Below are 23,107 nucleotides of genomic sequence, written 5' to 3' on the forward strand. Positions count from 1 at the left end.
AAGGAGAGGGTGTTCAAGGTGGATAAACTGGCAAGCCAGCAGACAGGCATCGCGGAAAGCTATACCGATGCCTATGGCAAAGAGCACATTGTTGCGGCCGCAATCAGAAACCAGATTCAGGCAATGATGGACGTTTCTGACAGCGGCAATGCGCCCTTGCCGCCTGTTCGTGTCTTTTTGCAGGGCCGGGACGCGGTCATTGAGCTTGCTGGTCACGGTGAATTCCTTTGGACGCTAATGTATGAAAACGGCGGTCAAATTCAAGGGCAGATCACGGGCGGCTCTACGTTGGCTCTGCCGGGCGTGCTGCCGCTGGGTTACCACTACCTGACGTTGACGCAGGCCGACCAGCGCTGGAGTTGCCGGATTATTGTCGCGCCGCACCGCTGCTACGAACCCGAAGCCTTACAGCAGGGAAAACGCTGGTGGGGTGTTACCGTCCAGCTTTACACCTTGCGCTCGCAGAACAACTGGGGCGTCGGGGATTTTGGCGACCTGCGCCATCTGGTGGAACAGATTGCCCGGCGCGGCGGTGCCTTTGTGGGACTGAACCCGCTCCATTCGCTGTATCCCGCGCTGCCAGAGGCCGCAAGCCCTTACAGTCCTTCCTCCCGACACTGGCTGAACATTATTTATATCGATGTGAATCGCATTGATGATTTTCAGCAGAGTGAGGAGGCGCAGGCATGGTGGCTCCGTGAGGATACCCAAAGTGCGGTGACGGCGTTACGGGCAGGTCGCTGGGTCGATTATGAACCGGTGACGGCGCTTAAGCTGACCGCTTTACGGTTGGCTTTCCGCTACTTTACGACACGCAGCACGCTGGACCCGCGTATCAGTGCCTTTCGCCAGTTTGTCGTCAGCGGTGGGCAGAGCCTGCAACTTCAGGCGACGTTTGATGCGTTGCAGGCCTACCTGAAAAAACAGGGCGAGAACTACGCGGACTGGCACCAATGGCCAGCCCGTTACCATGACGTGCACAGTGAAACCGTGAAGTCATTCCGCCGTGAACACAGCGATGAGATTACGTTTTACAGCTGGCTGCAATGGGTGGCGCATGAGCAACTTGCAGAGTGTTACGCGCACAGTAAACAGCTTGGCCTGCCGCTCGGTCTGTATCGCGATTTAGCCGTCGGGGTCGCACAGGGCGGCGCGGAAACCTGGGATGAACGGCAGCTCTATTGCCTTGATGCCTCTATCGGTGCACCGCCGGATCCGCTTGGACCACAGGGACAAGACTGGCAGCTCGCACCGATGAACCCCACCATGATGCAGCTGCGCGGCTATCAGCCGTTTATTGACGTACTGCGCAGTAACATGGCGCACTGTGGTGCGCTGCGTATCGATCACGTGATGGCGCTCTTGCGCCTGTGGTGGATCCCCAAGGCGGAGACAGCAGGCAACGGGGCTTACGTACATTATCCGGTTGACGATCTGCTGGCGGTGCTGGCGCTGGAAAGTCAGCGCCATCGCTGCCTGATTATCGGCGAGGATTTAGGCACGGTGCCGCCGGAAATTGTCAGCAAACTGCATGATTACGGTATCTATTCTTACAAGGTGCTGTTCTTTGAAAAGGATGAGGAGAATCATTTCCGCGCACCGGAAGATTACCCGCGTCAGGCGATGACAACGATCACCACGCACGATCTCCCGACGCTGCGTGGCTACTGGCAAACCGTGGATTTATCGCTGGGACGGGAATTGGGGCTGTACCCGACGGAAACGCTATTGCAAGAGCAGATGCAGCAGCGTGAGAAAGCGAAACAGGGGCTGCTCAATGCGTTGCATGAATTCGGGCTATTGCCGCAGCGGGTTGGTCGCAATTCGGCGCTGACGACGATGGGCGCACCGCTGAGTCGTGGCGTTCACCGCTATGTCGCTGATAGCGCCAGCGCGCTGGTGGGGTTCCAACTGGAAGACTGGTTGGATATGGCGACGCCGGTCAATGTACCAGGTACCAATCGCGAATACCCCAACTGGCGGCGCAAACTTACGCGCCCGCTGGAGTCGATCTTCGCTGACCGCTGCCTTGAACGGCTGGTTCGAGATATGGATTTGCGCCGTGGCGCACCAATGAAAACGCAAAAAGCCTAAATCACGGAATGACAATGATTCCTCCCCTGAGTTGGGGAGGAATAAGAAATAAATCAGCAGGAGAGGGGATTAATAGTAGGAGTGTTCGCCGCGCTGGTGCTCGGTGAGATCTCTCACGCCTTTCAGCTCAGGGAATTTTTCCAGCAGCTCTTTCTCGATCCCTTCTTTCAGCGTGTAGTCGACCATCGAACAGCCGTTACAGCCACCGCCAAATTGCAGAATCGCCATGCCGTCATCGGTAATTTCCATCAGCGTTACGCGACCGCCGTGGCCAGCCAGCTGTGGGTTGATCTGCGATTGCAGCACATACTCAACGCGTTCCATCAGCGGGGCGCTGTCGTCCACTTTACGCATTTTGGCGTTTGGCGCTTTCAGCGTGAGCTGAGAACCTAACTGGTCAGTTACGAAGTCGATTTCAGCGTCTTCCAGATAAGGTGCGCTGAGTTCGTCTACGTAAGCGGAAATCTTTTCAAACTTCAGTACGGTATCGCTCGCTTCTACGGCATCCGGCGGACAATACGAGACACCGCACTCGGCGTTTGGCGTACCTGGATTGATAACAAATACGCGAATCTGTGTGCCTTCTTCCTGTTTTGCCAACAGTTTCAGGAAATGCTCCTGAGCAGCATCGGTAATACGGATCATAATAGTAAGCTCGATAGTTGACTGCACTTATCGGTTATAATACGCCCATCCTCCCCCTGACTACAAGGTTCGGCACAAACACCAGACCTGAACGCCCGCAGCCCCCTGAGCCAACAGCAGCCTGCTGATTTCAGCGGCGGTACTACCCGTCGTGACCACATCATCCAGCAAAACCACCTGCTGCCCGGACAGCGAAACATCACAGGAAAATGCGTCCCGCAGGTTTCTGCGCCGCGCGCTGGCGCTGAGCGTTTGCTGTAGCGGCGTGCGACGGGTTCGCAGCAATTCGCGGGGATCGTAAGCACAGTTCAGCCAGCGGGCGAGAGGACGGGCGAGCAGCTCGGTCTGGTTGAAGCCACGACGCCATTGGCGGTTTCGGTGCAGGGGCACGGTGAACAGGCGATCGGGGCGGAACAGGGGAACCTGTCCGGTGAGTTTTCTTTCGCGATAGGTCATCTGCCAGCGCAGTAACAGCTGTCGGGCAAGCACCGTTGCCAGCTCGGTTTTACCGTGAAATTTAAAATGTTTCAGCAGCGTGTTAAGCGGCGGGGCGTAGTCGCTGATAAAGGTCATCGATTGCCAGGGCGGCGGGTTTTGCAGGCAGCGCCCGCACTGACGCGTTGTGTCGCTTGAGGGTAAACCACAGCGTGGGCAGCAGGCAGGTAAACGCGGCAAGTGTCGCTGGCAGTATGAGCATATCCCCTGCTGGCCGTGATGAAGCGGTAATAAGCATAGCCAGCAGCGTGCGGAGATGGTTAACATTGTTTTCCTTAACGATCGTTTTCCCTAAATATGGGTTTTTCCCTGAAATATTTTCCCCCACGCAAACGTGAAGGGGTTCCTGAAGAAGGAAGATAACGGATGGCAGCGTTGTATTGGCAGACCGAAGGCGCAGGAAACACAGATCTTGTGTTGCTGCACGGGTGGGGATTGAATGCGCAGGTATGGCAAAGCATTATTGCGCGACTCGCCCCGCATTTTCGTCTGCATGTAGTCGATCTGCCGGGCTATGGCAGAAGTCAGGGATTTGGGGCGATGTCGCTGAGTGACATGGCGAACATCGTGCTGGCGCAGGCGCCGGAACGTGCCATCTGGCTAGGGTGGTCGCTGGGCGGACTGGTTGCCAGCCAGATTGCGTTGAGCGCACCTGAGCGGGTAGACAAGCTGATTACCGTGGCGTCATCCCCTTGTTTCAGCGCGCAAGACGGCTGGCCGGGCATCAAGCCGGACGTCTTGCAGGGGTTTCAGCAGCAGCTCAGTGAAGATTTCCAGCGTACGGTTGAGCGGTTTCTGGCGCTGCAAACGCTGGGAACGGAGAGCGCACGGCAGGATGCCCGACTATTAAAAAGCGTGGTGCTGGAACAGCCGATGCCGTCAGTCGAGGTACTAAACGGCGGGCTGGACATCTTGCGAGAAGCCGATTTACGCCAGCCGTTAGCCGACCTGGCCGTACCGTTCCTGCGGCTCTATGGTGCCTTAGACGGACTGGTGCCGCGTAAGGTGGCCGGATTACTGGATGAACAGTGGCTGAATTCGACCTCGGTAGTGATACCAAAAGCCGCGCATGCGCCGTTTATCTCGCATCCTGATGCGTTTACCGAGCAGGTGATCGCGTTCGCTCAGGCCTAGCCGACGATAATTTACATTTTCTCCTCAATTTCTCCACGATTTAGCCGATGTCGGCAGTTAAGGTTATTCGGCACGCTGTATGCATAATGTCGGTCGTTTCAAGATCGAGATACTGGGGGCTACCACGGTGTGAGGCATTCCTACGGGAACCTCATCACCGTGTTTCCCCCTATAAAATGCAAACGCATTTTAAATGCCACTTGTGGCAGCCCGTCAGGGCGAGCACAGGAACTGGGCGAGTAAATCCATGCTGAAGTGATCAGCATTACCTTGTATGCAGGGTTTTCTCTGGGTTGAATGAACCCGATTCTGTTCGATTATAAGTAGGCTGCTCATACAGCAGCCTCGTCAAAATATGGCTGAGGAGTGTTGGAGAGATGGCGAATTTTTTTGTCGACCGTCCTATTTTTGCGTGGGTGCTGGCTATCCTTCTCAGCCTATGCGGTATGTTGGCTATCAAGTCATTGCCGCTTGAACAGTATCCCGATCTGGCGCCGCCCAGCGTGCGAATCACGGCGAGTTATCCCGGCGCATCGGCGCAGACGCTGGAAAATACCGTCACACAGGTTATTGAGCAGAGCATGACCGGGCTGGATAACCTGATGTACATGTCCTCAGACAGCAGCAATACCGGGCAAGCCCGTGTCATGCTGACCTTCGAGGCGGGTACCAATCCCGATGAAGCCCGTCAGCAGGTGCAAAACCAGCTTCAATCCGCTATCCGCAAGCTGCCGCAGGAAGTCCAGCAGCAGGGCGTCACTGTGAGTAAAACGGGCGATACCAATATCCTGATGGTCGCGTTTGTCTCTACCGATGGCAGTATGGACAAGCAGGATATCGCCGATTATGTCGCGACGAATATTCAGGAACCAATTAGCCGTATCAGCGGGGTGGGCGAGGTTTCTGCATATGGATCGCAGTATGCGATGCGTATCTGGCTGGATCCGGCCAAACTGATGGATTATGCGCTGACCACCAGCGATGTGGTACGAGCCATCGAATCGCAGAACAGCCAGGTTTCGGTAGGGCAAGTCGGCGGTGTACCGTCGGTGGATAATCAGGCGCTTAACGCGACGATTAACGCACAATCCCTGTTACAGACGCCACAGCAGTTCCGTGATATCACGCTGCGCGTCAATCAGGACGGCTCCGCTGTGACGTTAGCTAACGTTGCAGAAGTCGAACTGGGTGCCGAACGCTACGATTTTCTCAGCCGTTTCAACGGCCAGTCCGCTTCTGGTCTGGGGGTGACGCTGGCGTCTGGCGCGAATGAACTGGAAACCGACAAGCGCGTCAGAGAACGTATCGATGAGCTATCACGTTATTTTCCGCACGGGATGGAAGCCAAAATCGCTTTCGAAACCTCCCCCTTTGTTAAAGCTTCTATCACCGACGTGGTGAAAACCCTGTTTGAAGCGGTGCTGCTGGTCTTTCTGGTGATGTACCTATTCTTGCAGAATTTCCGCGCCACGCTGATTCCTACGATTGCGGTGCCGGTAGTGTTACTCGGTACGTTTGCCGTGCTGTACGCCTGTGGATTCAGTCTGAACACCCTGACAATGTTCGCGATGGTGCTGGCGATTGGCCTGCTGGTGGACGATGCCATCGTGGTGGTGGAAAACGTAGAGCGGGTGATGAGCGAAGAGGGGCTCTCGCCACGGGAAGCGACGCGAAAATCGATGGGACAGGTGCAGGGGGCGCTGGTGGGGATTGCGCTGGTGCTGTCCGCCGTGTTTGTGCCGATGGCCTTCTTTGGCGGCACCACGGGGGCGATTTACCGTCAGTTCTCCATCACGATTGTGACATCAATGATTCTGTCGGTGCTGGTGGCGATGATTCTGACGCCTGCGCTGTGCGCGACGTTGCTCAAGCCGCTTGCTAAGGGGCAACATCACGGCCGCAAAGGGTTCTTCGGCTGGTTTAACCGGAGCTTTACCCGCACGTCGCTGAAGTATGAGCGCGGCGTCGGCAAGATATTGATGAGCAGCGGGCGCTGGCTGCTGCTGTATATGGGCATTATCTGCGTTATGGCTTTCCTGTTTTTTCGGCTGCCGACCTCGTTTCTGCCGCAGGAAGATCGGGGCGTGTTCACGACTCAAGTGCAGCTACCGCCGGGTTCGACGCAGCAGCAGACCTTACAGGTGGTCCACAAGATCGAGCAGTATTATCTCACGCAGGAAAAAGACACGGTGACGTCCGTGTTTTCCACCATTGGCTCGGGGCCGGGCGGAAACGGGCAAAACGTGGCGCGGCTGTTTATACGTCTTAAAGACTGGAGCGAACGTACAACGCCGGGGAGCAGCTCGTTTGCGGTGATCGAACGCGCGACTAAGGCCTTTCGTCATATTCAGGAAGCGCGCGTGTTTGCCAGTAGCCCGCCGTCAATTAATGGGCTGGGCAGTGCCGCTGGTTTCGCCATGCGGCTACAGGATCGCGGGGGACTGGGACACGATGCGCTGATGGCCGCACGGGATCAGCTGTTAAATATGGCTGATAGCAATCCCGAACTGACGCGCGTACGTCATAACGGTCTGGATGACAGCTCGCAACTGCGGATTCATATCGATCAGCGTAAAGCACAGGCGCTGGGTGTGTCGGTGGATGACATTAACAGCACGCTGAAAACTGGCTGGGGCTCGACCTATGTTAATGACTTTCTCGATCGTGGCCGCGTGAAGAAAGTCTATGTTCAGGCGGCGGCGAAGTTCCGTATGCTGCCGGACGACATCAGTAAATGGTATGTGCGCAACAACCGTGGCGGCATGGTGCCGTTCAGCGCGTTTGCGCAAACCGTCTGGGAGACTGGCTCGCCGCGTCTTGAACGTTACAACGGTTATTCCTCGCTGGAAATTGTCGGCGAGGCGATGCCGGGCGTCAGTACCGGTACGGCTATGACGGTCATGGAATCGCTGGTGGCGAAGCTGCCAGAAGGCTTTGGCTTAGAGTGGACCGGCATGTCGTTGCAGGAGCGATTGAGCGGAGCGCAGGCTCCGGCGCTGTATGCGATTTCTCTGCTGGTGGTGTTTCTGTGTCTGGCCGCGCTGTATGAAAGCTGGACGGTGCCGTTTTCCGTCATGCTGGTGGTGCCGATGGGCGTTCTGGGGGCGCTGGTGGCAACCTGGGCGCGCGGTCTGGAAAACGATGTCTATTTTCAGGTTGGGCTATTGACCGTGGTTGGGCTATCGGCGAAGAACGCCATTCTGATTGTGGAATTCGCCAACGAGATGAACCAGAAAGGGAAGGATCTGGTTGAGGCCACGCTGGAGGCTTCCCGCCAGCGGCTGCGGCCGATATTGATGACGTCACTGGCATTTATTTTCGGTGTTCTGCCGATGGCGACCAGCAGCGGCGCGGGTTCGGCCAGTCAGCATGCGGTGGGAACGGGCGTGATCGGCGGTATGCTGGCTGCAACTTTCCTCGCTATTTTCTTCGTGCCGCTGTTCTTTGTCGTCGTGCGCCGCCGCTTTCCGTTAAAGGAGAAGACGCTGGGGTAGGGCATAGCCGACATTGCCTGACGACCTGCTGGTATTCGTCAGATGGTGGCTTACTGAGTGTCCATAAACAACACGATTTAGTCCGAACTGTTCATTTCTTCACGCTGAACAGTTCGCTCTAATACCTCTGTAAAAGAGGAGAGGTTATGGATATTCATGTATGGTTTTACTTTGCGCTTGCCTGTTGTGGCCTTGCTCTGACCCCTGGGCCGAATGCGCTACTGGTCATCACGCACAGTATTCGATTTGGGCCTGCTATCACCCTGTATACCATTTTGGGCGGCATACTGGCCTTCGCGCTGTTGATGACGGTGTCCCTGTTTGGCATTGACGTGTTGCTTAACATGTACCCTTCTTTCCTGACTTACCTAAAATTTGCCGGCGGCATGTATCTTATCTGGCTGGGTTTCAGGCAGTGGCGGTTAAGGACGTTGAATATTGGTGAGTCTGCGCCATTGGCCGCATCGATAAATCGGTTATCTCTTTTTACTCAGGGTGCTGCGTCGGCAGGGGCGAATCCGAAAGTCTTCTTATTCTTCGGGGCATTTCTCTCTCAATTTATCGATCCGACAAATGATACATTACTGCAATTTGTCGTGATGGTTGCCACCTTTGCTGCTGTGGAGTTTCTGGTTGAACTGGCTATCAACCTGACGGCGGGACGATTCCGGGCTTACCTTGTCGTGCATGGCAAAGCCTTTAGTCTGGTCTGTGGCGCCATCTTTATGACGGTTGGCGGGCTGGTGCTGTTTATGCCGTAAACGGTGGGTCTTGCGCGAAAAAGACGTTTTCCCTCGCTGAGCGTTAAAATAGGGCTATCTCTGTCTGGATTGCGTTGTCGCGATCCGTTTTTTGAGCAGGCGTAAAATGGCTGATCCCCAGGTAAAATTTGTTCTGCTGCTGATGCCGGGGTTTTCCCTGCTGTCGGTCGGCGGGTTTCTTGACAAGCTACGGTTCTCTGGCGATGAGGAGGACTATAGCCGTCAGATGAACTGCTCCTGGACGCTGACTGCGCTGGATAATCAGCCAGTGACAGCCAGCTGTGGGGCCGTACTCGTACCAGACGACGCAGTTTCAACGCGGAAAATCCATGCTGGAAACTGTGATTATTTCGTCATTTTCGGTGGGAATACACCCGCCAAAGTCATGTCTGATACCGCCTCGTATCTCCCCTTGCTGCGGCACCTCCGGCGCAGCAAGATCCCGCTTGTGAGTGTCGATAACGCCGCCTTTCTTCTCGCGAAGACGGGGTTTTCTGGCAAACGCATTCTGGTTCACTGGCGTCATTTTGGTGAGTTTAAAGCCCTGTTTCCGTCTATTACCCCCGTTACGGACAGGAACGTCATGGAGGAAGGAAACCTCTATTCTTGCCCCGGCGGCAGTGCCACCATCGAGCTGGCCGCCTTTCTGCTGGAAAAAAAACTGGGGAGAGAACGGGCTATCAAGGGGTTGTCAGATATGTTGGTCGGTGGGTTTGTTCCGCCGTCCAGCCTGACATGGAACAGCCCTGAGCTTGAGGGCGCGCCGACGTCGGTACGACGGGCGCTGACTATCATGCGCCAGAGTCTGGCAAGCGGGCTAACTTCTGAAGAGATTGCCCAGCGCAGCGGCCTGTCGCGGAGACAGCTGGATAGATCGCTGCAAAAGCACATTGGCCGTACCATCCAGCAGACGTACATGGACATGAAGATCGCTCAGGCCTGTTGGCTGATGCTGCGGACTTCCCGCACCTTGTCCCAAATTGCGGCAGATACCGGTTTTTCCGATCCCAGCCATCTGAGCCGCATTTTCCGGCAGCATCTGGGGCTGGCGCCCGGAAAGTGGCGTCGGGAGAATACATTTGAAACGTAACAGCCAGATTGCATTTGTTATTGAAAATAGATGTAGATGCAATAATTTATGGTGAAATTCATCAAACTGTAAAAAAAGGTAACTACGTTATGTCCTGCTAAACTACGCAACCAAGGACATAACAATGAAAGCTCGCTGGTTACTGCCTTTACTGATTTCTGCTGCGCTGCCAGGAATGGTGCAGGCTCAGGCCATTTATCCCATTGACCGTGCCACCATGTTGGCGGGCGGGAAATTCGATTTTAAAGTCGAGTTTGATGAAGTACTCAAGCCGGAAGATATCCGCATTCTGATCAACGGCAAAGATTACCAGCAGGTGCTGGGCAAAACGGCCTCGTTTGTTGAGCGTGAAGACGGCGGCAACGCCTCCACGATCTGGCTGCGAGACGTAAACCTGCCAGAAGCAGGCAAATATGTCGTCGAAGCAGAAGCTAAAGGCAAAAAAACACAGGTGAGCTGGGACGTTTATTCCGCGTCCGGTACGCGTAAAGCCAAGAACGTGATTCTGTTCATCGGCGATGGCCTGTCCGTTGCGCACCGCACCGGCGCGCGCATCCTGTCCAAAGGGGTGACGGAAGGGAAAGCGGATGGTCGTCTGGCGATTGATGATCTGCAATATATGGCGTTTGGCGGTACTTCCAGTACCGACTCCATCGCGGCCGATAGCGCCAACACCATGAGTGCTTACATGACCGGTCATAAATCCGGTGTGAATGCGCTGGGTGTGTACGTCAGCCGTAGCAAAAATTCACTGGATCACCCGAAGCAAGAAACGCTGGGTGAGCTGCTGACCCGTTCTACCAAAATGTCTGTCGGCGTCGTCAGCGATGCTGAACTTCAGGATGCTACGCCAGCCGCGGTGGTTTCCCACACTCGCCGCCGTGCGGATAAAGCTGAAATCGTTGAAATGTTCTACAACGTGCAGCCTACGGTCATGCTGGGTGGCGGTTCTGCTTACTTCCTGCCGAAAAGCACGCCGGGTTCAAAGCGTAAAGACGAAACCAACTACGTTGAGAAATTCCAGCAGGCGGGTTACTCACTGGTTACCGATGCGGATTCTCTGAAGAAAAACGCGTCACAGGCCACCAAACTGCTGGGACTGTTCCACACCGGCAATATGGATGGTGTGATGGATCGTCGTTTCCTGAAAAATGACGTTGCCAAGAAATTCCCTAATCAGCCTGACCTGACTGAAATGACACAGGCGGCGCTGGATGTGCTGTCCAAAAACAAAGACGGTTTCTTCCTGATGGTAGAATCCGCGCTGATCGACAAAGCCTCTCACCCGCTGGATTGGGAGCGCGCGTTTACTAACACCATCATGCTGGATCAGTCTGTCGCGATCGCTAAGAAGTTCGTGGAGAAAAACCCAGATACGATGATTATCGTAACGGGCGACCATACACATGGCCTGTCTATCATCGGTACGGTAGATGACAGCAAGCCGGGCACCGAGATGCGTGAGAAAGTCGGTGTGTATGAAGATGCAGGCTATCCGAACTATAAAGACGCCAACAAAGACGGCTACCCGGATGACCTGAACGTTTCCAAGCGTCTGGCTGTATTCTTCAACAACTACCCAGACTATTACGAAACGTTCCGTCCGAAGCTGGATGGCCAGTTCGTTCCTGCTATCAAGAACGAAAAAGATGAATACGTTGCCAACAAAGCCTACGAGAAAGTGCCGGGTGCGGTATTCCGTGAAGGGATCCTGCCACGTTCTTCCGATACCGGCGTTCATGCTGTTGACGATATGGTGATTCAGGCTAGCGGCCCAGGTGCAGAACGTATCCGTGGTTACATGGAAAACACCGACCTGTTCCGGGTCATTGTGGACGCGCTTGCGGTGAAACCGCAGGACAAAAAGTAATCCTACGACGCTATGAATAATGCGAAATGCAGCAAAGCGGGGGCAACCCCGCTTTTATTCTCCTGGCTGCGTGCGGTGCTGGTGCTCCTCCTCCTCGGTGGTATCGCCCCGGTGCAAGCCGCGCAGTCTGAACTCTCCTTCGATAAGCTGTACGCCTCTTATGGCGTGCTGGGTCTGGAATTCTCCAATGACGTCAAAGCGCTCTCCGGTAAACGGGTAAAGATGCGCGGCTTCATGGCACCGCCGCTCAAGGCGGAGTCACAGTTCTTTGTCTTAACCAAAATGCCGATGGCGCTGTGCCCCTTCTGCTCGTCTGATGCGGACTGGCCTGAAGATATCGTCGTCGTCTATCTCGCCAAGCGTCAGACCTTCGTACAGAACAACACCATGATTGAGGTGGAAGGTGTGCTGGAGCATGGATCGTGGACCGATCCTGAAACGGGTTTTGTCAGCCTGCTGCGACTGCGTGAAGCCACGTTCGATACCCTTTAGGAGCGCTGATGGCGGAGTTATTGATTCAACACCTGAGTGTGACCTTCCCCGATACGTCCGAGGCCGTGCTGGATATTCCTGCGCTGTCGATTCGTTCTGGCGAACGGGTCGCGGTGATGGGGCCTTCCGGTTCCGGTAAAACCACGCTGGTGAATGCCATCACCGGGATGGATCACAGTGGAACGGGTCATGTGCAGTGGGAAAAGCAAGATATCTGGCAGATGAACGAAGCGGAACGCGACCGCTGGCGGGCGCAGCATATCGGGCTGGTGATGCAGGATTTCCACCTTTTTCCCGGCCTGAATGCGCTGGAAAATGTCTTACTGCCTGCGCAGTTTCACCACTGGCGGATACCCGCGTCGCTCAGGCAGCGGGCGGCGGATTTGCTGGCACAGGTGGGGCTGAATACCGCGAAACGTCCGATTGAAGTGCTATCACGTGGCGAGAAGCAGCGGGTTGCCGTCGCAAGAGCGCTGCTCAGCCAGCCCGACATCATCGTCGCCGATGAGCCCACGGCGAGCCTGGACGCGCACAGCGGTGAGCAGATTGCCGATCTGCTGGTGACGCTGGCGCGTGAGAGTCGCGCCACGCTTATCGCGATTACGCACGATGCGCGTTTGGCTTCGCAAATGTCGCGCTGTATTCAACTGGAAAAAGGACGCCTCGTGGCGGACACGCCGTATCAGGAGGATCGTACATGATTCCATGGCGTCTTATTTGGGTCGACTGGCGTCGGCTCTGGCCGGGTGTGCTGGTCGTGGTATTACTGATCGCGATGGCGACAGCGTTAAGTATTTCGGTGAGTTTGCAGGAAAGAGCGCTGCGCATGGGCAGTGCCAAAGCCGCAGATCGTTTCGATCTGGTGATTGGTGCGCCGGGGAGCGAAACGCAACTGGTGCTGTCGTCCGTGTTCCTGCAACCGTCTGCGCTGACGTTGATTCCCGCGCAGGTGCTGACCGATTTGGAAAAGAACCCGCTGGTTGCCTGGGCGGCTCCGGTTGCGTTTGGTGATTTCTATCAGGGGATGCCGATTGTCGGCACCACGCCGCCGCTGGTCACGGATAACGGTAAGCGGCAGCTCACCGCCGGACGTGTATTTAACGACGGTTTTGAGGCCGTGGTAGGCGCGCAAACGGGGCTGACGGTGGGGAGTACATTTAGCCCGATTCATGGTCAGGTGGGAACAGAAGGGGCGCACGCGCACGATGATGTTATCTACACCGTGGTCGGCGTACTGCCTGCCGACGGCAGCGCGTGGGATAAAGCGATTCTGGTGCCGGTGAACGCGGTATGGCGAGTACACGGTATCCATCCACCACACGGCGCGGACGATGCGCACCATGATGACCATGACGATCAGGGTACTCATGAGCACGAAGGTGAACATGACGGCCATGCGCATGATGAAACCGCGCAGGCGGACGGCGAACAGCACGCTGATGAACATCACAACGAAGCCCATCCTGCGGAAGGTGCTGTAAGTGATGATCATCATGCTGATGCCGCTCAACCGGTAACGACTTCACATGCCGACGAGCATGGCGAGGAAGCAGCGCACGGGCACGCACATCAGGCGGGGTTGCCTGCTATCGTGGTTAAGCCGAAAACGATCGCAGGTGCTTATCAACTGCGTTCGCTGTATCGCAGCAACACGACGCTGGCGGTGTTCCCCGGTGAAGTGCTGGTGAAGCTCTACTCGATGCTGGGCGATATTCGTGAACTGCTGACCTATATCTCGCTGGGGACGCAGGGACTGGTGGGCGTCGCAGTGGCGATGGTGGCGGTGATCCACCTGCGGCAGCGACAGAAGCAGATTGGCGCACTGCGTGCCTTTGGCGCGCCGCGTTACGGCATTTTCACGCTGATTTGGAGCGGGCTGATGTCGCTGGTGAGCGTCGGCGTGCTGCTGGGGGTTGGTCTGGGCTACCTTGCTGCCCGCGCAATTGCAGTGGTCATGAGCGAAAAAAGCGGCTTTGTCCTGCCGGTAACGCTGGAATGGGAAGACATCCATTTCGTCCTGCTCCTGTTGCTGGTTGCTGCTGTTGTCCTGACGATTCCGGCGATGTTGTCCTACCGTCAGTCTCCTGCTACGGCGCTGCGTGGGGAATAAATGTGGTGAATAACGGTGTGCGCCGCCGGAAATGACGGCACACATCGACATCCATAGTGAAAATAATTCATTGTTTTGAAAAGGTATTCCGACAGACTCACACTGCGGGATACTTTATTCTTAGCGTCTAACCCTGTGATTACTGCTCGAAATAGCTGCGGATTTTCTCGATATCGTCGCCGTTAGACAACGCCAGAGAGAGCAGAATGCGGGCTTTCTGCGGGTTGTAGAATCCACTGCCGATAGCACCGTCTTTCTTCTTATCCGTTACATAGCCGTTGCCGGTGCGTGTGCTGATCACCACCGGAATACCTTTAGCTACCGCTTTCTTGATGTCTTCTTTGATGCGCGTTGGCGTAGAACCGTTACCGCTACCCGCGATGATGATCCCTTTTGCGCCCTGTTCAATCGCGGCATTCAGCAGGCCGCTGTCTTGATCCTGATAGCTGTACAGAATGTCGACCTTCGCCAGCGCTTCCTTATTACTTACGTCAAAGAACGGTTTGTTTTCGGGAGCGGCTGGCTGGTAGAAGAAGCGTGGAACGCCGCCGTAGAAGGCACCGAGATAGCCTTGTTCATTGGCTTTGAACGTGTCCAGCGACGTGGCATTGGTTTTGGTGGTATAGAAAGCGGAACCGATGCGGTCGTTGAGCAGCACCATCGCGCCGCGTTTTTCCGCGTTCTTGCTGGTCGCCAGCGTGACGGCTTCCAGCAGGTTCATGGAACCGTCCGCACTGATGGCGGTGGCGGGACGCATTGCGCCAACGATCACCACCGGTTTCTCACTTTTTACCGTCAGATCCAAAAAGAACGCCGTCTCTTCCAACGTATCGGTGCCGTGAGTCACAACGACGCCGTGTGTGTTTGCGTCGCTTAACTGTTTGTTAATCGCTTTGGATAGCTTCAACAGAATAGCCTGATCGATATTTCCGCTGGCGGTGTTGGCGATTTGCTCACCGGTTACCGTCGCGACATCGCCAATAGTGGGTACAGCGTTCAGCAGTTCCTGAATGCCGATCGCGCCCGCCTTATAGCCTGTCGTATCCGTATTAGATTCTGCCTTTCCGGCGATGGTCCCCCCCGTTGCGTATATCGTAACGCCAGGTTTGGCGTCATCGGCCAGCAGTACATGGGATGATAACATCAGGCAAGCGGCGGTGATGGTGCGAGCGATGAATGAGAGTTGCATTGGCAGGTCCTTGTTTTTGTCATTGGAAAGTAAGAACAAAAGCAACTTCTATACCAATGCTTATTCATCTATTACCAAGCTAATTAATCACGGAGAGTCTTTACTTTGGTGCACAGCGTGGGGCGCTGGCGGCTGTATTGCACTGCAATGGTGAGCACGCTGGCAGTGAATGGGATGAGAGGGGAACCTGTGCCGATAATCTTGAATGACGTCATTCGATGTCTTACCGACGCTGTATAAAAAACAGGGTGAAATGTGGTTCACCCTGTTGCGTTTTGTTCTCGTGATGCCAGAGAGGATTAGCGTAAATCCAGCATCGCGATATGGTCCATATCGTCAAACGTCAGGTTTTCGCCGATCATGCCCCAGATAAAGGCGTAGTTTTTCGTACCGACGCCAGTGTGAATCGACCAACTGGGGGAGATCACCGCCTGTTCGTTATGCAGCACCAGATGACGCGTTTCATGCGGTTCACCCATCATATGGAAAATAATGGTGTCTTCCGCCATGTCAAAATAGAAGTACACTTCCATTCTGCGTTCATGAGTATGTGTCGGCATGGAATTCCAGTTGCTGCCTTCCGCCAGACGCGTTAATCCCATGCTCAGTTGACAGGTTTCCACCACTTCCGGCACCAGATACTTGCAAATCGTCCGTTTGTTGCAGGTTTTGACGTCTCCCAACGGGGCTTTGATCGCATCATCCTGCGTAATGATGCGTGTCGGGTAAACGGCATGCGCCGGTGCGCTGTTATAATACAGTTTTGCCGGTTTGGCTTTGTCCAGGCTGCTGAATGCCAAGGCTTTGGCGCCTTTTCCGACATAGAGCGCTTCCTCATGGCCAACCTGGTAGCTTGTGCCGTCGATAACGATGTTGGCCGGGCCGCCAATATTGATCAGCCCCAGCTCGCGCCGCTCAAGAAAATAGTTCACGCCAAATTGCTTACCGATGCCGTCATCAAACGTGATCTCGCCATCTACTGGCATGATTCCGCCCACCACAATACGGTCGATATGGCTGTAAGTCATGGTGTACTGGTTTGGCGTAAATATCTTCTCAATCAGAAATTTCTTTCTCAGTTCAGTGGTATCAAGCGTTTTCGCATGTTCACTGTGTACACTTTGTCGTACGTCCATTTTGCTACCTTCTTATGCGTGTTTAGGTGAAAAGCGTTTTGCCCATAATGCCGTGATGACGGGCACCAATACTGACGTCACGATGACGCTGGTTGCGACTAACGCTGTCGCCTGTTGAGCGACCGGTGCGAATTCCGGCGCCATATTCGCGATGAGCAAAGGCGTGGCGACGGCGGCACCCGCGCTGCTGGATGCGGCCACACCTGCGGTACCATTACCGCCGCCGATAAATTTATCGGCGATAATCAATGGAATGCCGGTGACAACAATCACCAATACGCCGAGGAAGATTCCTGCGAAGCCTGTTTGGAGGATCACCGCTAAATTAATGGTATTACCCAACGCAAAGGCAAAGAAAGGAATCAGAGTTTGTACTGAGTTACCGAACAGTTTTCTCAGATCCGGGTCCAGGTTACCTAGCGTAAAGCCAATCAGGAAAGGCAGGACGGCACCGACAAATAGCTGAGGTTCAAAGGTCGCGATACCGCTGGCCCCCAGAATAACCATAGTCATTAACGGGCCGGATTCCAGAGACATCAGCACGAACGCGCCTGCTTCTTCTTTCGAACCGTATTGGTTCATCAATGCGGCATACAAACCACCGTTTGTCATGTCCATTGCCGCGACCAGCGCCAACACGGAGATCCCGGCCAGCAAGCCGTTTTGGATGCCATCCCCCGGCAGGAACGTGCCTACGATCAGCGCGACAACCCAGGCGGTGGCGAGTTTGGTTATCACCAGAACGCCTGATTTTTTCAACATTGTTCCCGTTGCTTTAAGTTCAATGGACGCGCCCATACAGAAAAACCAGACCGCCAGAATGGGGATCGTGCCGGTAATCAGGCCGTTGCTGAAAGACCCTAAATATTTCCCCGCGCCTGGCGTAAAGGTATTACAGAGTGCGCCCAAAAAGAGCGGCACCAGCATTAATCCCCCTGGGATTTTATCAATAGCTTGTTTGATTTTCATAAAAGACCTCATTAGAAGATAAAAGCATGTTCAACCCGCTTTCAGTGAAAGCAGAAAGATGTTTGATATAAACTAATATATGTAAATAAAATCTAAGCGGTTATTACCCGATTCCATTAAATAGTGAAGATGGTTACCCTTATTATTAAATTGATAATGAATACTCTTCGTTTTTCTGATAATTATGTAATTAGCCATTTTTCAGGTATAGATGGCCTTTCCGTAATGCGTAATTCGCGCTTACAGTTTTTATGTCGTGACGATTACTGAATGACGTTCAATACGTCACTCAGTAAAATTGACTATACCCGTCATACTTCAAGTTGCATGTGCGTTGGCCGCGTTCAAATACTCGGCCCGTCGTGGGCCTCGCCCTGAAGGGCCGCTGCAAGCAGCGTTCAAATCTGCTCCCGGCAGATTTGTCACCCGAATCACTTACCTGAGTAAGCTCATCGGGATTCCTTCTCTTGCCGCGTTATTCGGCCTAGGCCTCACCCCTTCGGGGCCAGCGCAAGCGCTGTTCAAAAACGCTTTGCCGTTTTTGTCCTGAAACTCGAATTATTTAGGGTATATGGCTGTTCTTGAGCAATAAATTATCTGATATCAATATTCCGGCTATTAATATGAGCGGTAATTGCTTTGCTGGTTTTAATCAGGCTTGCCAGATGCTTCTCTTTTTTTCCATTCGCATATTGTGATTGCATACCGTTAACGCCGATGGCGGCAATCACTTCACCGTTTTGATTAAAAATCGGCGCGGCCATGCAGCAGATTTCTTCTATATCTTCGCCGTCATCTATGGCCCAGCCCTGTTCTTTGACGATTTTCAGGTGCTGTAGGAACGCTTCTTTATTGGTAATCGTCCGGGGTGTCAGATACTCGAAGGTACAATCGGCAATGAGCGATTCAATTCTTTCCTGTGGCAGCCAGGCTAATAACACTTTTCCCAGAGACATACGGTTAAAAACAATTTTCTTACCTTCCCAGGATGTTTTTACAATAGCCTTGGGAGATTCCACTTTACTCAGGAAGAAACCGTTATCGCCGTCCAAAATACCGAGATGGCAGGTTAATTCCGTCTCTTTAACTAATTCATGCATAAAGTTAATGGTGTCTTTACGCAGATCGATATTCTTTATGACCAAACCGCCCAACTCAAACAGTCTCAATCCTAAAACATAACGCCCGTCGGCACGCTGACGCAGCAGTTGCGTGACCACCAGCACTTCCAATAGATGATGTACGCTGCTTTTCGGGATAGATAAATCAGTACAGATCTCAGTGAAGCTGGCTTCGTCGCGTTTGGCTATGTAGTCAAGAACCATCACTAAACGGACGGCTGCAGGCGCTTTACTGTGTTCGAGCTGTTGGAATATATTCATGATTGTTCTATATATAAAACTATGGTTTCCTATATAGAACAATAATAACGCAACGGTAATTTATTTACCTAGATGCAGATCACAAAATAACCGTGAAATGGTTGAATATTTCAATATAAATGAAACGTAGTTTTATTAGGGAAACAAAATAGCGATATTTTGGCGGGAAATATTCCTGACCTTATTTTTACAAGGTCAGGAATGTCTTAAGTAGTAGAAGAACGAGGATTAACGTTTTTTAAAGGCGGCGGCTAACGCATCACCCATCGCGCTATTACCTGTAGCCGGTGTATTCGCTGGACGAGGACGTGATTTGCCTGTCGACTGACGCGGTGAGGCGTTGTTATCACCGCGAGCTGTGCCACCGCCACGGCGTGATGACGTCTCACCCGGTTGCTCATCAAGGCGCATGGTCAGCGCGATGCGCTTGCGTTGCAGGTCCACTTCCATCACTTTCACTTTCACGATGTCGCCCGCTTTCACGACCTTGTGCGGGTCATCAACGAAATGATCGGCCAGTGATGAAATGTGTACCAACCCGTCCTGATGAACGCCGATATCCACAAACGCGCCAAAGTTGGTGACGTTGGTGACCGCACCTTCCAGAATCATACCCGGCAGCAGATCGTTTAAGGTTTCGACGCCCTCGGCGAAGCTGGCGGTTTTGAACTCAGGGCGCGGATCGCGGCCTGGTTTCTCCAGCTCTTTGATGATGTCGGTCACCGTCGGTACGCCGAAACGCTCATCGGTGAAATCTGCCGGTTTCAGGTTACGCAGCGCGTTTGGATTCCCCATCAGCGCCTGCAATGCCTGTTCGGTCGCGGCCAGAATGCGTTCTACGACCGGATAGGCTTCCGGGTGAACGGTTGAGGCATCCAGCGGGTTATCACCGTGGTTAATACGCAGGAAGCCCGCGCATTGCTCAAAGGCTTTTGGCCCCAGACGGCTGACTTTCAGCAACTGTTCACGGTTGTGGAAGCGGCCGTTCTCATCACGCCAGGTCACAATATTTTGCGCCATCATACGCGTCAGCCCTGCAACACGTGTCAGCAGCGCGACGGAGGCGGTGTTCAGATCAACGCCGACGGCGTTTACGCAGTCTTCGACCACTGCATCCAGTTTCTTCGCCAGCAGGCTTTGGCTCACGTCATGCTGATACTGACCAACGCCGATGGATTTCGGATCGATCTTCACCAGCTCCGCTAGCGGATCCTGCAAACGACGGGCGATGGACACGGCACCGCGCAGCGACACATCCAAATCGGGGAATTCCAGCGCAGCCAGCTCGGACGCGGAGTACACCGACGCGCCTGCTTCACTGACGATCACTTTCTGTGCGTTGATATCCGGGAACTGTTTCTGCGTATCGAGGAAGAAACGCTCGGTTTCACGTGAGGCGGTTCCGTTGCCAATAGCCACCAGCTCAACCTGATATTTGCGGCACAGCGCGGCCACTGACGTCGCCGCTTTAGCCGCCTGACCGGTATGTGGATAAATCGTGTCGGTCGCGACCAGCTTGCCAGTGGCATCCACCACCGCAACTTTTACGCCAGTACGCAGGCCAGGATCGAGACCCATCGTGGCGCGCATGCCCGCCGGCGCGGCCATCAGCAGGTCGTGCATGTTGCGGGCAAAGACGTTGATCGCTTCGTCTTCGGCTTTTTCACGCACGCTGCCCATCAGTTCGGTTTCAAGGTGCAGCAGGACTTTAATGCGCCACGTCCAGCTAATCACGGCGCGCCGCCAGCTGTCCGCTGCCGCATTACCCAAGCGCAGGTTCAGGTGGTCGATAATAATCTGTTCGCAGTAGCTCTCACGCGGCGCTTCTTCATGTTGCGGATCGGCGTTCAGCGCCAGTTGCAGCACGCCTTCATTGCGTCCACGGAACATGGCCAGTGCGCGGTGTGAAGGCACCTGAGCAATCGGTTCGTGATGATCGAAATAGTCGCGGAACTTCGCGCCTTCTTCTTCTTTCCCTTCCACGACGCGGGAAACCAGATGCGCATTTTTCCACAGATAATTACGCACTTTTGCCAGCAGCGTCGCGTCTTCGGCAAAGCGCTCCATCAGGATGTAACGTGCGCCATCCAGTGCAGCTTTCACGTCTGCCACGCCTTTCTCGGCATCGACATAAGCCTGTGCCGTCAGCTCCGGATCCTGGCTCGGGTCTTGCCACAGGCCGTCGGCCAGCGGTTCCAGACCGGCTTCAATCGCGATTTGTCCACGCGTGCGGCGCTTCGGTTTATACGGCAGATAGAGATCTTCCAGCTCGGTTTTGCTCAGCGTGCCGTTAATGGCAGTCGCGAGCTGTGGGGTTAATTTTCCCTGCTCGTCGATGGATTTCAGAATAGTCTGGCGTCGATCTTCCAGTTCACGCAGGTAGCCGAGGCGCGTTTCGAGTTGGCGCAACTGGGTGTCATCCAGCCCGCCGGTCACTTCTTTACGGTAACGGGCGATAAAAGGGACGGTATTTCCTTCATCCAGCAGACGGACTGCGGCGTCCACCTGCTCCGTACGCGCCTGCAATTCGCTGGCGATGATGTGGCTTAATGAATCATTCATAGGTCTGATATCAGTCGTCATCACATTAGTGGAATAAAAAGTAGTGGAGTAAATAAGTCGTGGGTGAAACAAGTGAGGACAGTTATACGGATTGAGCGTGCAAAATGCCAGCCGTCACCGTCTGGAATACGGGGACGATGACGGCGCTGTTCGCCGGATTACGATCGGTGAAGGGGAAAGAGGCGCGGTAAAATTTACCTAAATCAATATTCCGTCAGATTCTTGCAATCCACGCACGATTTTAGCGTATGACATACGTTGGCTTGTTTCACGGTCAATTGAGTGCCGTTTTGTATTGAGCGTCGCGTTAATCAGGGTGTGTAGCACGGAATAATCTATCCAGAAGCCCGCGAGAGCGAACGAGAACAACATGATTAATCGGGCAGGAGAAAGGTTCATGACAGTCAGAACGTCCACGTTGACGGCAGAAGGGCAGGCGAGTATTACGCTGGAAATGCGTTCCGGCGTGCTGGGGAAAACGGCGGTGGATATCCGCCCACTCGGTGAACACGGGCTGTGTAGCTATGATCCCGGTTTTGCCAATACGGCAGGGTGTGAGTCGGCGATTACCTATATTGATGCGGTAAATAGTGTGCTGCTGCATCGGGGTTTCCCTGTCGAACAGCTTGCTGAACAGTGTGACTTTACTGAGGTCTGTTACATCCTGCTGCATGGCGAAGCGCCTTCGGCGGAGGCCTATGCGAAATTTGCCGACAACATTACCCGCCATACGCTGGTGCATGAGCAAATTTCCCGTATGTTCAGTGGCTTTCGTCGCGATTCTCACCCGATGGCGCTGATGTGTGCGGTGGTGGGCGCGCTGGCTGCGTTCTATCATGATGTATTGGATATCCATAATGCGGAGCACCGCGAGCTGGCGGCGGTGCGGCTGCTGTCGAAAATGCCGACGCTGGCGGCGATGTGCTACAAATATTCCATTGAGCAGCCGTCCGTCTATCCGCGTAATTCTCTCTCCTATACCGGCAACTTCCTGCACATGCTGTTTTCGATTCCGGCTGAAAAATATGAAGTGAATCCGGTGCTGGAACGGGCGATGAACCGTATCCTGATTCTGCATGCCGATCACGGTCAATGCCCGTCTACGATGGCGGTCAGAGCGTCTGGTTCTTCCGGTGCGAATCCATTTGCCTGTATTGCTGCCGGTCTGGCATCAATGTGGGGGCCGCTGCACGGTGGGGCGAACGAAGCCTGTATGCGCATGCTGGAAGAGATCAAAACGGTCGATCGGGTTCCAGAGTTCGTACGACGTGCGAAAGATCGCTGTGATTCGTTCCGTCTGATGGGATTCGGCAACTCTGTCTACCAGCATTTCGATCCCCGCGCGGCGATTCTGCGTAAAACCTGTTACGAAGTACTCAATGAACTTGGTACGGAAGACAGCCTGTTGCAGGTGGCGATGGAGCTGGAACATATCGCCATGACCGATGCCTATTTTCTGGAGAATAAACTCTACCCGAGCGTCGATTTTTATACGTCGGTTATTCTGAAAGCAATGGGGCTGCCACCGTCAATGTTTACGGTGATTTCCACCGTCGGTAGGACGATTGGTTGGATCGCGCATTGGGATGAGATGCACAAGCAGGAAGAGATCAGCATTTACCGTCCGCGCCAGGTTTATACCGGACAGCCGCGCCGTGATTACGTTTCCAAAAAAGACTGATAT

17 protein-coding genes are annotated in these 23,107 nt (G+C 54.2%); 10 read left to right on the forward strand and 7 right to left on the reverse strand.

Going from position 1 to position 23,107, the window contains the following annotated elements:
• Positions 1-9: 9 nt before the first annotated feature.
• Positions 10-2,094, forward strand: coding sequence for a 4-alpha-glucanotransferase (gene malQ / locus AB8809_RS01575; RefSeq protein WP_015842024.1), 2,085 nt, complete (start codon positions 10-12; stop codon positions 2,092-2,094).
• Positions 2,095-2,163: 69 nt separating this feature from the next.
• Here malQ and nfuA read toward each other — a convergent pair whose 3' ends face one another.
• Positions 2,164-2,739 carry a Fe-S biogenesis protein NfuA gene (gene nfuA / locus AB8809_RS01580; protein ID WP_015842023.1) on the reverse strand — a complete coding sequence of 192 codons (576 nt, stop codon included), beginning with the start codon at positions 2,737-2,739 and terminating at the stop codon, positions 2,164-2,166.
• Positions 2,740-2,799: 60 nt separating this feature from the next.
• Positions 2,800-3,501: a DNA utilization protein GntX gene (gene gntX, locus AB8809_RS01585; protein WP_349856640.1), complete on the reverse strand. Its 702-nt coding sequence runs from the start codon at positions 3,499-3,501 to the stop codon at positions 2,800-2,802.
• 99 nt (positions 3,502-3,600) lie between these two features.
• On the opposite strand from gntX, the gene bioH reads away from it, so the two are divergent.
• The 8 genes from bioH to AB8809_RS01625 all read left to right on the forward strand — a co-directional run bounded on the left by bioH (position 3,601) and on the right by AB8809_RS01625 (position 14,185).
• Positions 3,601-4,368: a pimeloyl-ACP methyl ester esterase BioH gene (bioH, locus tag AB8809_RS01590; RefSeq protein ID WP_349856639.1), complete on the forward strand. Its 768-nt coding sequence runs from the start codon at positions 3,601-3,603 to the stop codon at positions 4,366-4,368.
• Between the two features lie 377 nt (positions 4,369-4,745).
• Positions 4,746-7,862, forward strand: a complete 3,117-nt coding sequence (gene acrD, locus AB8809_RS01595; protein WP_349856638.1) for a multidrug efflux RND transporter permease AcrD — start codon at positions 4,746-4,748, stop codon at positions 7,860-7,862.
• A 146-nt stretch (positions 7,863-8,008) separates the two neighbouring features.
• On the forward strand, positions 8,009-8,623 hold the full coding sequence (locus AB8809_RS01600; RefSeq protein WP_349856637.1) for a LysE family translocator: 615 nt from the start codon (positions 8,009-8,011) through the stop codon (positions 8,621-8,623).
• Between the two features lie 106 nt (positions 8,624-8,729).
• The gene (locus AB8809_RS01605; protein WP_349856636.1) at positions 8,730-9,713 is read left to right on the forward strand and encodes a helix-turn-helix domain-containing protein; all 984 of its coding nucleotides are present in this window, start codon (positions 8,730-8,732) and stop codon (positions 9,711-9,713) included.
• Between the two features lie 124 nt (positions 9,714-9,837).
• A complete protein-coding gene (locus AB8809_RS01610; protein WP_015842017.1) occupies positions 9,838-11,583 on the forward strand; it encodes an alkaline phosphatase in 1,746 nt (581 codons plus the stop codon).
• A gap of 12 nt (positions 11,584-11,595) precedes the next feature.
• A complete protein-coding gene (locus tag AB8809_RS01615; protein ID WP_015842016.1) occupies positions 11,596-12,075 on the forward strand; it encodes a hypothetical protein in 480 nt (159 codons plus the stop codon).
• Positions 12,076-12,083: 8 nt separating this feature from the next.
• Positions 12,084-12,776, forward strand: coding sequence for an ABC transporter ATP-binding protein (locus tag AB8809_RS01620; RefSeq protein WP_015842015.1), 693 nt, complete (start codon positions 12,084-12,086; stop codon positions 12,774-12,776).
• Positions 12,773-14,185, forward strand: coding sequence for an FtsX-like permease family protein (locus AB8809_RS01625; protein WP_349856635.1), 1,413 nt, complete (start codon positions 12,773-12,775; stop codon positions 14,183-14,185). Before AB8809_RS01620 ends, AB8809_RS01625 begins: the two co-directional genes overlap by 4 nt.
• A 139-nt stretch (positions 14,186-14,324) precedes the next feature.
• Here AB8809_RS01625 and AB8809_RS01630 read toward each other — a convergent pair whose 3' ends face one another.
• From AB8809_RS01630 to AB8809_RS01650, 5 genes are all read right to left on the reverse strand, one after another.
• Positions 14,325-15,374, reverse strand: a complete 1,050-nt coding sequence (locus AB8809_RS01630) for an asparaginase (RefSeq protein WP_015842013.1) — start codon at positions 15,372-15,374, stop codon at positions 14,325-14,327.
• 299 nt (positions 15,375-15,673) lie between these two features.
• Positions 15,674-16,510: a 5-dehydro-4-deoxy-D-glucuronate isomerase gene (kduI, locus tag AB8809_RS01635; RefSeq protein WP_015842012.1), complete on the reverse strand. Its 837-nt coding sequence runs from the start codon at positions 16,508-16,510 to the stop codon at positions 15,674-15,676.
• 12 nt (positions 16,511-16,522) lie between these two features.
• Positions 16,523-17,479: a 2-keto-3-deoxygluconate transporter gene (gene kdgT, locus AB8809_RS01640; RefSeq protein WP_349856634.1), complete on the reverse strand. Its 957-nt coding sequence runs from the start codon at positions 17,477-17,479 to the stop codon at positions 16,523-16,525.
• A 593-nt stretch (positions 17,480-18,072) separates the two neighbouring features.
• Positions 18,073-18,861 carry an IclR family transcriptional regulator gene (locus AB8809_RS01645; RefSeq protein ID WP_015842010.1) on the reverse strand — a complete coding sequence of 263 codons (789 nt, stop codon included), beginning with the start codon at positions 18,859-18,861 and terminating at the stop codon, positions 18,073-18,075.
• A 228-nt stretch (positions 18,862-19,089) separates the two neighbouring features.
• Entirely contained in the window at positions 19,090-21,423 is a 2,334-nt protein-coding gene (locus AB8809_RS01650) for a Tex family protein (RefSeq protein ID WP_336869633.1), read from the reverse strand.
• A 397-nt stretch (positions 21,424-21,820) separates the two neighbouring features.
• Here AB8809_RS01650 and AB8809_RS01655 point away from each other — a divergent pair, with 397 nt between their 5' ends.
• A complete protein-coding gene (locus AB8809_RS01655) occupies positions 21,821-23,104 on the forward strand; it encodes a citrate synthase (protein ID WP_181847932.1) in 1,284 nt (427 codons plus the stop codon).
• The last annotated feature ends 3 nt before the right edge of the window (positions 23,105-23,107 follow it).

The organism is Pectobacterium aroidearum (assembly GCF_041228105.1).
In the GTDB taxonomy this organism is placed as follows: Bacteria; Pseudomonadota; Gammaproteobacteria; order Enterobacterales; family Enterobacteriaceae; genus Pectobacterium; species Pectobacterium aroidearum.